This is a genomic window from Streptomyces cavernae, assembly GCF_004023625.1.
Taxonomy (GTDB): Bacteria; Actinomycetota; Actinomycetes; order Streptomycetales; family Streptomycetaceae; genus Streptomyces; species Streptomyces cavernae.
The window spans coordinates 23493-37254 of the sequence record NZ_RPDJ01000042.1 but is presented as its reverse complement, the minus strand read 5'-3'; the positions used below and the strand labels follow the sequence as shown (position 1 = coordinate 37254).

Sequence of the window (13762 nt, the reverse complement as noted above, 5' to 3'; positions counted from 1 at the left end):
TCCGCAGTCTAAGGGGTACCCGTTGCGGTCGTCGCGATGCCGCCGTCTACCGGGATGATGGTGCCCGTGAGGTAGGACCCGGCCCGGCTGGCGAGGAACACGGCGATACCCGCCATGTCGTCGTCGCGGCCGAGTCGGCGCAGAGGGGCCGCCGCCGCGATCGTGTCGCCGATGGCTTCGAGCGTGGACGCCATCATCTGTGACGGGAACACTCCCGGTGCTACCGCGTTCACCGTGACGTGCTGTGGGCCCAGCTCTCTGGCAAGCACTCTGGTGAGTTGATGGAGTGCCGCTTTGCTGCTTGCGTACGAGTAGTTGGGCGACTGGGCGACGTGGATGGCGGCGATACTGCCGATGTTGATGATCCGCGCGGGATCATCGGCGGTGCCCGCCCTGCGAAGTTCGGGAAGCAGCGCCTGCACCAGCCAGAACGGCGACTTAAGGTTGAGGTCGATCACTGCGTCCCATGCCTCGTCCGGGAACGTCGCCAGCGGCTCGCGCCACATCGCTCCCGCGTTGTTGACAAGGATGTCCAGGCGTTCTGAGTCGGCCTTGACAAGATCAGCGAGGCGCTGACACTCGTCGTGCCTGGACAGGTCGGCGGGAATTGCTTGAACGTCGCCGAATTCGGACAGTAGATGCTGTGCCTCAGCGCACGCGTCTGCCTTGCGTGAGCTGATGACAACGCGGGCGCCCGCCTGGAGAAGGCCGCGCGCTATCATCATCCCAATGCCCTTGGTGCCGCCAGTGACAAGGGCATACTTCCCACTCAGATCGAAAAGTTCTGTGCGAGTGGTGAATTGGGCGTCCGCCATTGATCTCCGTCCCTTCTGCCGTGGAACAATGCGCCGACACAGTCGCGCATTCTGGGCAGCTGAATTGAACTGATGAGGGTAAAGCTGCAGTGCGTGTCCATGGAGTGTTGTCGGCGCTTTCGACTCAACCAGGTTGACAGGCGTTTTGGACGTCTGGGAGACCCTGGTGATCCAGGTACTGTCAGAACCCCCTTGCCTGGTGCGCTGACTGAGCAGTGATCCGCGCCAGGCACATGTACGACGTACCGCCATTCACCGCCGTGTGCGCACCCCTTGCATGTGCGGCACCAGGGCGCCTGGTGCTCCTCATGCTTGTGCGGGCATCGGCGGCTTCACGCCCGCGGATACGGGTTCCGGTCCGGCGGGTGTGCTCGTGGATGAAGAGACCGCCAGGCGCGGCGGCGGGGTGGTCTCTTCTCGCTCCGGCCGGAGCCTCCCGCTCGTCACAGCGTCCGCAGCGTCCACACCTCCTCCTCTTCTAAGAGCGGCCTTGACCTGCGAAAACCCGCCAGTAGCCGCTCACGACGGCGGGGCCGCGATCGCGGGGCGGCTGAAGAACGCCCGCCCGAAGGGTGGTCCTTCTTGCTCTTCCTACCCCGACAGCTCGGCCATGCGGGAGATGCCGTCGGCGCCCTTGTCTTGTCGCTTGTCGCGCCACGCGGGTGAGATCGTGGCTGGAGACCCTGAAACAGGCTCTGACCTGCGGCCCGACAAGCGACAAGCCAGACGACAAGCGACGCGACAAGCACCAGGCGTCCACGTCCTGTACTCAGCCGGAGCTGGGAGCTCCCAAGCGGCCCCTGCCGGGCCGTCCGAGGGCCGTCCGAGGGCGACCGAGGACGACCAACAACGACAGACCATGACGGCCGGGCCGCTGGTCAGGGGGTCGTCAGGCCCCGGAAACCGATGCCAGATAAGCCTCCGTCTTCTCCGGCTCGTAGAAGAAGTTCTCGAAGTCCGCCGGGTCGTTGAAGCCGTTGGCGAAGCGGTCGGCGACCGGCTGGAGGGCGCCTGCCGCGCCGATCAGGTTGAGGACGTGCTCCGGCGGGGCGCCGAGCATCGCGTTGGTCCACTTGGTGACGTGCTGGGCGGTGTCCCAGTAGCGGTCGAAGGTCTGCTGCATCCAGGCCTCGTCGAACTCCTTCTCGCCGTGCTCGAGGATCGACGCGAGGTACGAGGCGGCGCACTTGGACGCGGAGTTGGAGCCCTGGCCGGTGATCGGGTCGTTGGCCACGACCACGTCCGCGACCCCGAGGACGAGGCCGCCGCCGGGCAGCCGGCCGATCGGGTTGCGGACGGTGGGGGCGTAGCGGCCGGACAGGGTTCCGCCCGCGTCGGTGAGCTCGACCTTCGTGGCCCGCGCGTACTCCCAGGGCAGGAACCGCTCCATGAGTTCCAGGGTCAGGGAGAGGTGCTCCGCCGGGTCCTTCACGCCGGTGAAGACGTCGAGCGGGCCGCCGGGTATGCCCTCCCAGAAGAGGATGTCCGCGCGGCCGGAGGTGGTGAGGGCCGGCATCACGAAGAGTTCGCCCACGCCCGGCACGAGATTGCAGCGGACCGCCTCGTACTCCGGGTGTTCGGGGCGCGGGCCGAGGCCGTGGACGTAGGCGACCGCGAGGGCCCGCTGCGGCTCGGCGTACGGGGAGCGGGTGGCGTCCCGGCCGAACATCGACACCAGTTCGCCCTTGCCGGCGGAGACGAGGACCAGGTCGTAGGTGCGGGAGAAGTAGTCCAGGTCGGAGACGGCGGCGCCGTGGATGACGAGTTGGCCGCCGCGCTGGGCGAACGTTTCCATCCAGCCGGCCATCTTCACCCGCTGGTCCACCGACTGCGCATAGCCGTCGAGCCGGCCCACCCAGTCGATGGCGCGCTGTGAGGGCCCGGGGTCGAAGGAGCCGGGGACGGCGACGGACACGCCGAGTCCCTCGATCCTCGGGGCCTCGGACTCCCAGAAGTTCAACTGGAGGTCTCGCTCGTGCTGCAGCGCCGTGTGGAACATGCACTGTGTCGACATCACCCGGCCGCCCCGGATCTCGTCCGCCGTCCGGTTGGACATCAGGGTGACCTCGTATCCGTGCGACTGGAGTCCGAGGGCGAGCTGGAGTCCGGACTGTCCGGCTCCGACGACGAGTATCTTGCGCATGCTTCTGCTGACTCCTACTCCGGAACTCCGGCTGTTCGGGGCTTGGTTGGCGTTGACCGGGCGGGCTGTGCGTTACTCGGGGCTGACGGCGAGCGCGTGGCCGACGAGGGCCAGGAGGGTCTCGATCGCCGAGATCCGGCGGCGCGCATCCATGATCATGACGGGTATGTGCGGGGGGATCGTGAGGGCCTCGCGCACGTCCTCCGGCTGGAACCGCTCGCTGCCGTCGAAGTGGTTGACGGCGACCATGTACGGCAGTCCGCAGCTCTCGAAGTAGTCGAGTGCCGGGAAGCAGTCGGACAGCCGTCGGGTGTCCGCCATGACGACCGCGCCGATCGCACCGCGCACCAGGTCGTCCCACATGAACCAGAACCGCTGCTGTCCCGGCGTGCCGAAGAGGTAGAGGACCAGGTCGTCGTCGAGCGTGATGCGGCCGAAGTCCATGGCCACCGTGGTGGTGGTCTTGCCCGGGGTGGCCGTGAGGTCGTCGGTCTCCTCACTGGCCTCGGTCATCAGCGCCTCGGTCTGCAGGGGCGCGATCTCGGAGACCGCGGTGACCAGGGTGGTCTTGCCGACCCCGAAGCCTCCCGCGACCACGATCTTGGTGGCTATGGGGGCCCGGGTGCGGTCGGTCTGCCAGGCCTTCAACTCCTCCTCGGGCTCCGGCTCCACAAGCCCTGTGACACGGGAGACGTCAGAGACGACGGAGTCCACTCAGCACCCTTTCCAGCAGAGCGCGGTCCGGCCGCCCCGGGCCGTGACCGGTTCCGGTTCCGTACACACGGATCTTTCCCTGGTCCGCGAGGTCGCTGAGGAGCACACGGACCACGCCGAGCGGCATTTTCAGCAGCGCGGCGATCTCGGCGACCGTCCGCATCCGGCGGCACAGTTCGACGATGGCCTGCATCTCGGGCATCACCCGGGTCGTCAGTGAGCCCTTGGGCAGTTCCTTGCGCTCCTCGGGGGCTTCGAGCGCGGCCGTGCTCGTCACGAACGTCTCGACGAGCAGCACGTGGCCGAAGCGGGTGCGGCCGCCGGTCAGCGAGTACGGCCGGACCCGGGCGGGTTTGCGGTCTCCGCCGCGCACCGGCAGCCGCGGCGTGGTCACTGGGCGCTCCCCATCGACTTGGCCTCCATCGACTGGCGCAGTTCGGTGCGGAGTTCGGGGGTGAGGACGTGTCCGGCGCGGCCCACGAAGAGCGCCATGTGGTACGCGACCACGCTCATGTCGCAGTCCGGGGCGCCGTGCACACCGAGAAGCGACCCGTCACTGATCGACATCACGAAGAGGCTGCCCTCGTCCATCGCGACCATCGTCTGCTTGACCGCGCCACCGTCCATCAGCCTGGCGGCACCGATGGTGAGGCTGGCGATGCCGGAGACCACGGTGGCGAGGTCGGCGGACGAGCCGCGTGGCCCCGCGGCCGGCGCGGTGTGCTGCTGCTGGGTCCTCCCGGGGTCGGAGGAGAGCAGCAGCAGACCGTCGGAGGAGACCACCGCGACCGACAGCAGCCCCGGCACCTCCTCCACGAGGTTCGTCAGCAGCCAGTGCAGATTGCGGGCTTCGCTGCTCAGTCCATAGGTACTGGGCGCAGTCAACTGCGTGCCTCCTCGACTGTGTCCCCCTTGACTTCTCCGGTACGTTCCCGGGGCCCACCGGCGGCTTCCCCCGTTGCCGGTCCCGGCTCGGCCTGTTCCCCCATGCGTTCGGCGATCTCCGCCTCGACATCGCGGTGGCCGGCGGCGGCGCCCTGGTGGAAGCCGCTGAGCCGCCTGCGCAGCGCCTCGGCGTCCACACCCCCCGCGCGCGCCGTCGGCATCCGGACCTGTGGGCTGATCCTGGGCGTCCGCTTGGGCAGCCCCTTGTCGGTTGTGCGCGGGGCCCTCGCCTCGTCGGCCTCGTCGGGCGTGCGGGCGTGGGCGTCGGGGCCGATGGCATAGGGATCGGCCGGGCTCGCGGCGCGGTACTCGGGCTCGGTGGGCTCGGTGGGCTCGCCCGCGGCCGGTTGCGTGACCTCGGCCGCCGTGGGTTCGGCGGGCTCATCGGCCGCGGGGATCGGCGCGAGCAGTTCCATCGTGGTCTCGGCCGGCAGGGGCTCGTCGGGTCCGCCACCGCCCGGGGTCTCTTCAGGTGCCGGGGTCTGTGCCTGCGCCTCCGCCTGAGCCGGTGCCTGACCCGCCCCGCGCCCGCCGTCCAGTGCGTCGGCCGGTACGCCGTCCAGTGCCTCGGCCGGTACGTCAGGCCGTGCCGCACGCTCCGCCGCCGCGATCAAGGGATCCACCGTGCCGGGTGAACGGCCGTCCAGCCGATTGGAGTTGGCCTCCGCGTCGGCGCCCGGCAGTGACAGGGAGGGTGCGCCGCCGTCCACGGGCGCGACCACGGCCGCGGGCGGGGCGGCGGAGAGCAGGGTCTTCGGCAGGACGACCACCGCGGCGATGCCGCCCTGCTTCTGATCCCGCAACCGCACCCGCACGCCGTGCCGGTGGGCGATCCGGGCGACCACGTAGAGGCCGAGTCCGAGGCCGTCCCCACCGCTGTGGTCGTAGGGCTCGTCGGGGTTGAACTGCCCGAGTCGCAGGTTGAGTTGGGCGAGCCGCTCGGAGCTCGTGCCGATGCCCTCGTCCTGCACCGAGAGCATCACCTCGCCGCTCTCCAGCAGCCACCCGGAGACCTCGACGGGGATGTCCGGCGGCGAGAACGACGTGGCGTTCTCCATGAGTTCGGCCAGCAGGTGCGAGAGGTCGTCGGCCGCGAACCCGGCGATGTGCGCGTGGGGCGGCAGTGCCGCGATCCGCACCCGCTCGTACCGTTCGATCTCGCTGACCGCGGCCCGTACGACGTCGACGAGCGGCACCGGTCCGGGGTGCTGGTGGCCGTGGTCGGCGCCCGCGAGGACGAGGAGGTTCTCGCTGTGCCGGCGCATGACGGTGGCGAAGTGGTCGAGCTTGAAGAGCGTGGCGAGCCGGTCGGGGTCCTGCTCCCGCTGCTCCAGTCCTTCGATGACACCGAGTTGGCGCTCCACCAGTCCGAGCGTGCGCAGCGCCAGGTTGACGAAGGTGCCGTGGATGCCGGCCCGCATCCGCTCCAGTTGTGCGGTGGCGTCGGCGAGTTGGGCGCGCAGCCCCTCCCGGTCGTCGGCCATCTTCTGCCGCTGCCCGACCAGGTGCTTGCGGTCGCCTTCGAGGGTCGCGAGCCGCTCCTGGAGCGCGACGGTGTGCGCGTGCAGGGCGTTGACGGACCGTACGACCTGTGCGAACTCGTCATCGCGTCCGTTGAACCGGATCGGCTCTCCGGTGCCGGGCTCGCCGGCCAGCCGGGCGGAGCCGAGGCGCAGCACGGCGAGCGGCCGGGTGAGGGTGCGGGCCACGGCCATGGCGAAGCCGACCGCGACGAGCAGGATGACACCGATGAGGGCGATGCGGATCTCCAGCGCGGTGACGTCGTCGTCGCGCAGTTTCTCCAGGTCCTTGGTGCGCCGGTCGTTCAGCGCCGACTCGGCCCCGCGCATCAGGTCGATGCGGGCGGACAGCGTCCTGTCCAGCCTGTCGGCGTTGGTGTCGAGCTCATCGGCGGAGAGGGTCGGCTGGTCGGTGAGCCGCTTCAGGTACTTCTCGGCCTGGACGACGTCCGGCCCGGTGACCGTGGAGTCGTAGGCGCCGCGGGTGGCCTTGGGGGCGGCGTCGCGGAAGTCGGCGAGCGCGGCCTCCTCGCGGACGTGGGCCTGCTGTGCGGCGGCGCTGAGGGCGGCCCGCTGCCTGGTGTCCGACGGTGAGGAGCCGGTGGTGGTCTCGGGCAGACCGGTGATCGGGTCGATCGTGGTGGTGGTCCTGGTCGGCACGGCGAGCGCGGCGAGCAGCAGTCCGCGGGCGGCGGCGGCCTGCTGGACGGCGAGGTCGAGGTCGGCGAGGGCGTGTGCGCCGCCGCCCGCCCGGGGCGGCAGCTGTTCGGCCAGCCGTTCGGCGAGGGCGTGGAGCTCGGCGATGGTGCCGGAGTACTCCTGGTGCGCCTCGAGGGCGCTGCTCTTTCCGGTGAGCGATGCGCGGCGGACGGCCGCGATGGCGTCGAGTTCCCTCCGCAGTTCGGCCGGGGCGTCGGTGCGCAGTTCCTCGATCTGCCGGTCGACGCGGGAGCTGCGCTGCTCGGATGGCCCCTTGCCCTTGGGGCGGCCCTGCGCGACGTAGACGGTGACCTCGTCGCGCTCGTCGGCCAGCGAGTGGGCGAGGGTGAGGGCGTGCTGGGTCTGCTCGGCTAGGGTGACCAGGTTCTGCGCGTCGTGCAGCTGGGCGGAGGCGGCGAGGACGGTCGGCGCGCCGGCCCCGGCGATCGCGGCGGCCACCACGGCGACGGCGATGATCAGTCGGTTGCGCACATGGGCCGGGCGCCCCCGGCCCGTGGGCTCCGTGTCCGGCGTGAGGCCCGGGGTGAGCTGCCCGTCGGGGCCCGTCTTCCTGCCTTTGCGCCGAGTCCGCGTCTTCTGCACCGGTGCTCGCATCCTTGAACTCGTGTACCCAATGGGCCCGGGTGACGATCCGTCAACTCGGGCGTCCCCCGGTACGGCTCCCGACCATCCCAGTGCCGGTGGGCAGCGGTCCCGCATCGCCAGACCCGCCACCCGAAGGAGTGAACATCGAGCGGGAGTTGTCCGGCAAGTTCCCCCGGCGCCCGCGTCCGGCCCTTTCCGGGGCGCCGGTTGGACGTCTCCAGCAGGCTTTGGCAGGATGCCCCGCCACGGCCCACCGGAGGACATCATTCCACCTCAAATCCGGCTTCTGACCAGCCCGTCCGGACCGATTCCGCAACTGTTGCCAGCCATTGGCGGAGACTGTGAAGGGGTCGTGCAGACTGGCCGAATGCGTACTGAGCTCGCCTGTGAACCCGGCGACCGGGACCGCCCCAATGAGGACTACGCGTCGGTAGCTCTCCCGGCCTCCGGACAGGGTGGATCACTCGTCGTGCTCGACGGTGTGACGCCACCGGCGGGCGACGACGGCTGTCTGCATTCCGTCCCCTGGTTCACGGCGCGACTGGGCGGCGCACTGGGTGAAATGTGCGTTTCCCTACGAGATCTGACACTCCCCGAGATCCTGTCCCGCGCGATCGCCCGTACGGCCGGGACCCATGCCGGGACCTGTGACCTTTCTCACCCGCGCACCCCGCAGGCGACGGTGGTCCTGGCCCGCTGGGACCCGGCCCACGTGGAGTACCTGGTCCTCTCCGACTCGGCGCTCCTCGTGGAGAGCGCCTCCGGCGAGGTGACGGCCCTGCTCGACGACCGGCTGGCCCTCCTGCCCGGTACGGCCCTGACCTCGCACACGGTCATCGACGCGACCTTCCGGAACAAGGAGGGCGGCTTCTTCACGGCCGCGGCCGACCCCGCGGTGGCCGAGCGGGCGGTGACCGGCCGGCTGGACCGGGACGGCGTCCGCACCCTGACCGCCCTGACGGACGGCGCCATGCGCTGGACGGAGCGGTTCGGCGAGGGTGACTGGCGGGAACTGGTCGCGCTGGTGCGCAAGGAGGGCGGCCAGGCACTGGTCGACCGGGTTCGCGCGCTGGAACTGGCCGGGTCCGAGGGCACGTCGGCCCGGCGCGGCAAGACCCATGACGACGCGACGGTGGTGTACGTGGAGCTGTGAGCGACCCTCAAGCCCGGCTACCACTCCGGCCACCACTCACTGTTGCCGGCCGGCTAACCGCTTACCGGCTCATCGCTCGCCGGCTCACCTCTCCATGCCCTCGTTCAATTGCCGTAGCAGTCGGGCGAGTTCGGCGACCTCGGTCCGGTCCCAGTTCTTCAGCTGGCGTACGTAGCGGGCCCGCCGGGCATCGCGAACGGAGTTGAAGCGGTCCCGGCCCAGGTCCGTGAGCTGGATGAGCCAGGCGCGGCCGTCGGCGGGGTCCGGCTCGCGGTAGACAAGGCCCAGTTCTTCCAGGGCACGCAACTGCCGGGACATCGTGGCCTTGCCGACCCCGACGTACGCCGCCAGCTCGGTGGCGCGCGTCCGGCCCGACTCCGCGAGCAGCGCCAGCAGCCCGTACGCCGCCGACTCCAGGTCGGGGTGCACCTCGCGGGCCATCTCCCCGGAAGAGGCGCGGGCCCGCCGCAGAAGGACGGTCAGCTCGCGCTCCAGCTCCAGGAACTCCCGGTCCGCGGCGCTGCCCGGTCCCTCGGATGCCTCACGGTGTTCGCCGTTTCCGTCCTCGTGCACGTCAGCACTCCGCTTTCGTCGACCGACCCTCAAAGGTCCTGAAGTTGTCCACAGCGACCGCCGTCGCCGCAGCTGGGACAGTATTTCGCAGCGACCGGCGCGGACATGAGTCGGCCGGGCACGAGCCACCCGCAGGGCGACACCGACAAGTCCGGAGACGGGAACACATCGGGCGACGCGAACACATCAAGGGCCGGGACCACATTGGGCGACGCGAACACATCAGGGGCCGGGACCACATTGGGCGACGCGAACACATCAGGGGCCGGGAACACGTCGGGCCCGGATCCCCTCGCGGGGCCCGGGCCCGTGCGCACCGGCAGCGTCCGTCACGCCGCTGCCGGAACCTCCGGGGCGGCGCCGTTGGCCGCCGGGGTGAGCGCCAGCTCCAGCACCTGGCGGACGTCCGTCACGGCGTGCACGTTCAGCTTCTCCAGCACCTCCGCCGGCACGTCGTCCAGGTCGGGCTCGTTGCGCTTCGGGATCACGACGGTGGTGATCCCGGCCCGGTGGGCGGCCAGCAGCTTCTGCTTCACACCGCCGATCGGCAGCACCCGGCCGGTGAGCGAGACCTCACCGGTCATCGCCACGTCCGTACGGACCAGCCGGCCGCTCAGCAGCGAGGCCAGGGCGGTCGTCATGGTGACGCCCGCGCTCGGACCGTCCTTGGGAACGGCACCCGCCGGGAAGTGGATGTGCACACCCCGGTCCTTCAGGTCGCCGACGGGCAGTTCGAGCTCGGCCCCGTGGGAGCGCAGGAAGCTCAGCGCGATCTGCGCCGACTCCTTCATGACGTCGCCCAGCTGACCGGTGAGGGTCAGCCCCGCCGCGCCCGTCTCGGGGTCGGCCAGCGAAGCCTCCACGTACAGGACGTCGCCGCCCGCGCCGGTGACCGCGAGCCCGGTGGCCACACCGGGGACGGCTGTGCGCCGCTCGGCCGGCTCCTGCGCGGACTCGGGCACGTGGTGCGGACGTCCGATCAGCGCGCGCAGATCACCCTCGGTGACCGTGAACGGCAGCTCCCGCTCACCCAGTTCGTGCTGGGCCGCGATCTTGCGCAGCAGCCGTGCGACGGACCGCTCCAGGTTCCGTACGCCCGCCTCGCGGGTGTACTCGCCGGCGAGCTTACGCAGCGCGCCCTCCTCCAGAGTGACCTCGTCCTTCTGCAGGCCGGCCCGCTCCAGCTGGCGCGGGAGCAGGTGGTCGCGGGCGATGACGACCTTCTCGTCCTCGGTGTACCCGTCGAGCCGGACCAGCTCCATACGGTCGAGCAGCGCCTCGGGGATGGCTTCCAGGACGTTGGCGGTGGCCAGGAAGACCACGTCGGACAGGTCGAGTTCCACCTCGAGGTAGTGGTCGCGGAAGGTGTGGTTCTGCGCGGGGTCGAGGACTTCGAGGAGGGCGGCGGCGGGGTCGCCCCGGAAGTCGGAGCCGACCTTGTCGATCTCGTCGAGCAGGACGACGGGGTTCATGGACCCTGCCTCCTTGATGGCCCGGACGATACGGCCGGGCAGCGCCCCCACGTAGGTGCGCCGGTGGCCGCGGATCTCGGCCTCGTCCCGCACGCCGCCGAGCGCGACCCGCACGAACTTCCGCCCCATGGCATGGGCGACGGACTCCCCGAGGCTCGTCTTGCCGACACCGGGCGGACCCACGAGCGCGAGGACGGCACCGCCGCGGCGGCCGCCGACGACACCCAGACCCCGGTCGGAACGCCGCTTGCGCACGGCGAGGTACTCGGTGATGCGCTCCTTAACGTCCTCCAGACCGGAGTGCTCGGCGTCGAGCACGGCCTTGGCGCCCCGGATGTCGTACGCATCCTCGGTGCGCTCGTTCCAGGGCAGTTCGAGGACGGTGTCGAGCCAGGTCCGGATCCAGGAGCCCTCGGGCGACTGGTCGGAGGACCGCTCGAGCTTGTCGACCTCCTTCAGCGCCGCGTCACGGACCTTCTCGGGAAGGTCGGCGGCTTCGACGCGTGCCCGGTAGTCGTCGGACTCCTCACCCTCCTTCTCACCGTTCAGCTCACGCAGTTCCTTGCGGACGGCTTCGAGCTGACGGCGCAGCAGGAACTCGCGCTGCTGCTTGTCGACGCCCTCCTGGACGTCCTTGGCGATGGACTCGGCGACGTCCTGCTCGGCAAGGTGCTCGCGCAGCTGCTCGGTGGCGAGCTTCAGCCGGGCGACGGGGTCCGCCGTCTCCAGCAGGGAGACCTTCTGATCGGTGGTCAGGAAGGGCGAGTAGCCGGAGTTGTCGGCGAGCGCGGAGACGTCGTCGATCTGCTGCACCCGGTCCACGACCTGCCAGGCGCCGCGCTTGCGCAGCCAGCTGGTGGCAAGGGCCTTGTACTCCTTGACAAGTTCGACGACGGAACCCGGCAGCGGGTCGGGCACGCTCTCCTCGAGGCGGGTCCCCTCGACCCACAGGGCGGCCCCCGGCCCGGTCGTGCCGGCGCCGATCCGTACCCGCCCGCGCCCGCGGATGAGCGCCCCCGGATCACCGTCGGCGAGCCGGCCGACCTGCTCGACCGTGCCCAGCACGCCGGTGCTCGCGTACGTCCCGTCGATGCGCGGGACCAGCAGCACCTTGGGCTTGCCGGGCGTCGACCGGGCTGCGGCCTGCGCGGCTTCCACCGCCGCCCGCACGTCGGCGTCGTTGAGGTCCAGAGGAACCACCATCCCGGGCAGCACGACCTCGTCGTCGAGCGGCAGCACAGGCAGGGTGAGCGGTGTGAACGCCGCGGACTCAGCAGCCATGATCTCCCCTTCGGCAGTCAAGTTGAGTTATGTGGACTCAATGCCTGAGGAGCCTCGGTTGTTCCCGGGCGCGAGGGCGTTCGCTGTGAGCGATCATTTCTGCCGCCCGCCCCCTGCGCCCGCATAGCCTTCCGCAGTAACGGCCGTTGCCGAATGCATCCACTACGCGGGGTGGGGCTGTGCTGGACAAGCTCGTGCGGGCCTGGGTCGACGGCTGGGTGGTCTCGCGCGGAGCGGCGCCGCCACGGGTCGAGCCGTGGGGATACACGGTCGACGTCGGGACGGCCGAGCAGGTCACACGTCATGTGCTCAGCGCCGTGGACGGGGAGGCCGAGGAGGCCACGGTCCGCGGCGTGGCGGAGGCGGTGACCGGCGCCGGGGTGTGGCTCAAGGTCTTCGCGGAGCGGTCCTCGGTCGAGAAGTGGCTGGGCGTCGGCTGGTGGGTCGATCCGGAACCGGGCTATCTCATGTCGGCCCCGCTGCTGTCACCGGCGACGGAGACCCCCTCTCCGCCGCGACTGCCGTGGCCGCGCCGGAGGGCTACCGGATGCGCACCTGGTCGCGCGGCGGTGTGACCCGGACGCTCGTCACGACCCCGGACGGAAGCTGGGCGGCACGCGGACAGATCGCGGCCGTCGGCGCGACGGCGGTCGTCGACCAGGTCGAGTCCTCCGCGGCCCACCGCCGCCGGGGTCTGGGCTCCCTGGTGATGCACACGCTCGCACACACCGCCGTCGAACAGGGTGCGGAGACCGGCGTACTGGCCGGGACGCCCCAGGGGCGCGCGCTGTACGAGTCGCTGGGCTGGACGGTGGCGGCGCCGCTGACCAGTGCGAGGTTCGCGGGAGGGTGAACAGCTGTGAACCACGCTCACACCCACGACCTCAAGTCTGTCGCGCCCGCGTCGACAGCCCCGTCCCGGCCGAGAGTCCCGTCCGTTCGGTCAGCGCCGTCCCCGGGGACAGCCCCGTCCCTGTGAGCAGCCCCGTCCCCGCCACCGTGATCGACCGCAGCAACCTGTCCAGGTACGCACGGAACCGTCCCACCATGTCGAATCCGGCCGGATCCAGTACCCACTGCAGCTGGAGCCCGTCCATCATCGCGGCGGTCTCCTGCGCCAGCGCCAGGCAGTCGGTGTCCGCCCGCAGCTCTCCGTCGTCGACCCCCCGCCGCAGTGCCGCCTCGGTGGACTTGACCACATCCGCGTACCGCGCGACGAAGTAGGCGTGCGCCGGATGTCCGGGGTCCCCCGCCTCGGCCGCCAGCACGTTGAACATCTTGGTGCGGCCCAGGCGCCGGCTGTTGTACTCGGCGAGCGCGAGGAGGGTGTCGAAGAGCGCCGCCGCGGAGTCGAACTCCGCGGGGAAGAACTTCCGCACGTCGTGCTCGTCGAAGCGCTCCAGGACCGCGACGAGAAGGTCCTCCTTGCTGCGGAAGTGGTGCAGCAGGCCGCCCTGGGTGATGTCGACGTCCTTGGCGATACGCGCCAGCGAGGAGGCATGGAAGCCCCACTGCGCGAAATGCTCCACCGCGGCATCCACGATGCGCGAGCGCCGCTCGTTCCCCACGGCGTACGTGCCCCGGGGCCCCGATCGGTCCCCCGACCTCTGGTTCTGCACCATGCCCGTCACCCTAACGGCAGACGGATACGCCGCGTTACCGCCGATTACACGAGTCGACCACACCCCGTTTTCAAGCCATCCACACAGCGATTCCGGCCACGCGTGTCACAGGCCGACACCTGAGCCACTTCAAGCTGATCGGCCAGTACGGCGTGCGAGAGCAGCACGGCGTGCCTTCGCCCCCGACCCCGACGCCCGCAGGCGATTCCCACCCCCGGG

General features: G+C 70.5%; 12 protein-coding genes. 3 read left to right on the top strand and 9 right to left on the bottom strand.

Features of this window, described 5'->3' with window-relative positions; genetic code table 11:
• Nucleotides 1-8: 8 nt before the first annotated feature.
• The 6 genes from EF387_RS38150 to EF387_RS38125 all read right to left on the bottom strand — a co-directional run bounded on the left by EF387_RS38150 (nucleotide 9) and on the right by EF387_RS38125 (nucleotide 7451).
• The gene (locus EF387_RS38150) at nucleotides 9-815 is read right to left on the bottom strand and encodes an SDR family oxidoreductase (RefSeq protein WP_128381196.1); all 807 of its coding nucleotides are present in this window, start codon (nucleotides 813-815) and stop codon (nucleotides 9-11) included.
• An 889-nt stretch (nucleotides 816-1704) separates the two neighbouring features.
• Nucleotides 1705-2958 carry a styrene monooxygenase/indole monooxygenase family protein gene (locus EF387_RS38145; RefSeq protein WP_128381195.1) on the bottom strand — a complete coding sequence of 418 codons (1254 nt, stop codon included), beginning with the start codon at nucleotides 2956-2958 and terminating at the stop codon, nucleotides 1705-1707.
• A 72-nt stretch (nucleotides 2959-3030) separates the two neighbouring features.
• The gene (locus EF387_RS38140) at nucleotides 3031-3672 is read right to left on the bottom strand and encodes a GTP-binding protein (RefSeq protein ID WP_128381194.1); all 642 of its coding nucleotides are present in this window, start codon (nucleotides 3670-3672) and stop codon (nucleotides 3031-3033) included.
• On the bottom strand, nucleotides 3653-4066 hold the full coding sequence (locus tag EF387_RS38135) for a DUF742 domain-containing protein (protein WP_128381193.1): 414 nt from the start codon (nucleotides 4064-4066) through the stop codon (nucleotides 3653-3655). The genes EF387_RS38140 and EF387_RS38135 overlap by 20 nt, the downstream gene beginning before the upstream one ends.
• On the bottom strand, nucleotides 4063-4557 hold the full coding sequence (locus EF387_RS38130) for a roadblock/LC7 domain-containing protein (RefSeq protein ID WP_128381192.1): 495 nt from the start codon (nucleotides 4555-4557) through the stop codon (nucleotides 4063-4065). The genes EF387_RS38135 and EF387_RS38130 overlap by 4 nt, the downstream gene beginning before the upstream one ends.
• Nucleotides 4554-7451 carry a sensor histidine kinase gene (locus EF387_RS38125; RefSeq protein WP_128381191.1) on the bottom strand — a complete coding sequence of 966 codons (2898 nt, stop codon included), beginning with the start codon at nucleotides 7449-7451 and terminating at the stop codon, nucleotides 4554-4556. Before EF387_RS38125 ends, EF387_RS38130 begins: the two co-directional genes overlap by 4 nt.
• A 358-nt stretch (nucleotides 7452-7809) precedes the next feature.
• Here EF387_RS38125 and EF387_RS38120 point away from each other — a divergent pair, with 358 nt between their 5' ends.
• Nucleotides 7810-8595, top strand: coding sequence for a protein phosphatase 2C domain-containing protein (locus EF387_RS38120; protein WP_128381190.1), 786 nt, complete (start codon nucleotides 7810-7812; stop codon nucleotides 8593-8595).
• 84 nt (nucleotides 8596-8679) lie between these two features.
• Here the strand turns inward: EF387_RS38120 and EF387_RS38115 are convergent, their stop codons facing one another.
• Nucleotides 8680-9168, bottom strand: coding sequence for a MarR family winged helix-turn-helix transcriptional regulator (locus tag EF387_RS38115; protein WP_128381189.1), 489 nt, complete (start codon nucleotides 9166-9168; stop codon nucleotides 8680-8682).
• Nucleotides 9169-9497: 329 nt separating this feature from the next.
• Entirely contained in the window at nucleotides 9498-11921 is a 2424-nt protein-coding gene (gene lon, locus EF387_RS38105) for an endopeptidase La (protein WP_128381188.1), read from the bottom strand.
• 179 nt (nucleotides 11922-12100) lie between these two features.
• Between lon and EF387_RS49805 the strand changes: the two genes are divergently transcribed.
• Both EF387_RS49805 and EF387_RS49800 read left to right on the top strand, forming a co-directional pair.
• Entirely contained in the window at nucleotides 12101-12496 is a 396-nt protein-coding gene (locus EF387_RS49805) for a hypothetical protein (RefSeq protein ID WP_338058150.1), read from the top strand.
• Nucleotides 12469-12774, top strand: coding sequence for a GNAT family N-acetyltransferase (locus EF387_RS49800; RefSeq protein WP_338058149.1), 306 nt, complete (start codon nucleotides 12469-12471; stop codon nucleotides 12772-12774). Before EF387_RS49805 ends, EF387_RS49800 begins: the two co-directional genes overlap by 28 nt.
• A gap of 31 nt (nucleotides 12775-12805) precedes the next feature.
• On the opposite strand, the gene EF387_RS38095 is transcribed toward EF387_RS49800, so the two are convergent.
• Nucleotides 12806-13543 carry a TetR/AcrR family transcriptional regulator gene (locus EF387_RS38095; RefSeq protein ID WP_128381187.1) on the bottom strand — a complete coding sequence of 246 codons (738 nt, stop codon included), beginning with the start codon at nucleotides 13541-13543 and terminating at the stop codon, nucleotides 12806-12808.
• Between the last annotated feature and the right edge of the window lie 219 nt (nucleotides 13544-13762).

Excerpts from the sequence above, each read along its gene's own strand:
- EF387_RS38095 (WP_128381187.1), bottom strand. The coding sequence starts at position 13,543 with ATGGTGCAGAACCAGAGGTCGGGGGACCGATCGGGGCCCCGGGGCACG.
- EF387_RS38125 (WP_128381191.1), bottom strand. The coding sequence starts at position 7,451 with ATGCGAGCACCGGTGCAGAAGACGCGGACTCGGCGCAAAGGCAGGAAG.
- EF387_RS49800 (WP_338058149.1), top strand. The coding sequence starts at position 12,469 with ATGCGCACCTGGTCGCGCGGCGGTGTGACCCGGACGCTCGTCACGACC.
- EF387_RS38150 (WP_128381196.1), bottom strand. The coding sequence starts at position 815 with ATGGCGGACGCCCAATTCACCACTCGCACAGAACTTTTCGATCTGAGT.
- EF387_RS38120 (WP_128381190.1), top strand. The coding sequence starts at position 7,810 with ATGCGTACTGAGCTCGCCTGTGAACCCGGCGACCGGGACCGCCCCAAT.
- EF387_RS38145 (WP_128381195.1), bottom strand. The coding sequence starts at position 2,958 with ATGCGCAAGATACTCGTCGTCGGAGCCGGACAGTCCGGACTCCAGCTC.
- lon (WP_128381188.1), bottom strand. The coding sequence starts at position 11,921 with ATGGCTGCTGAGTCCGCGGCGTTCACACCGCTCACCCTGCCTGTGCTG.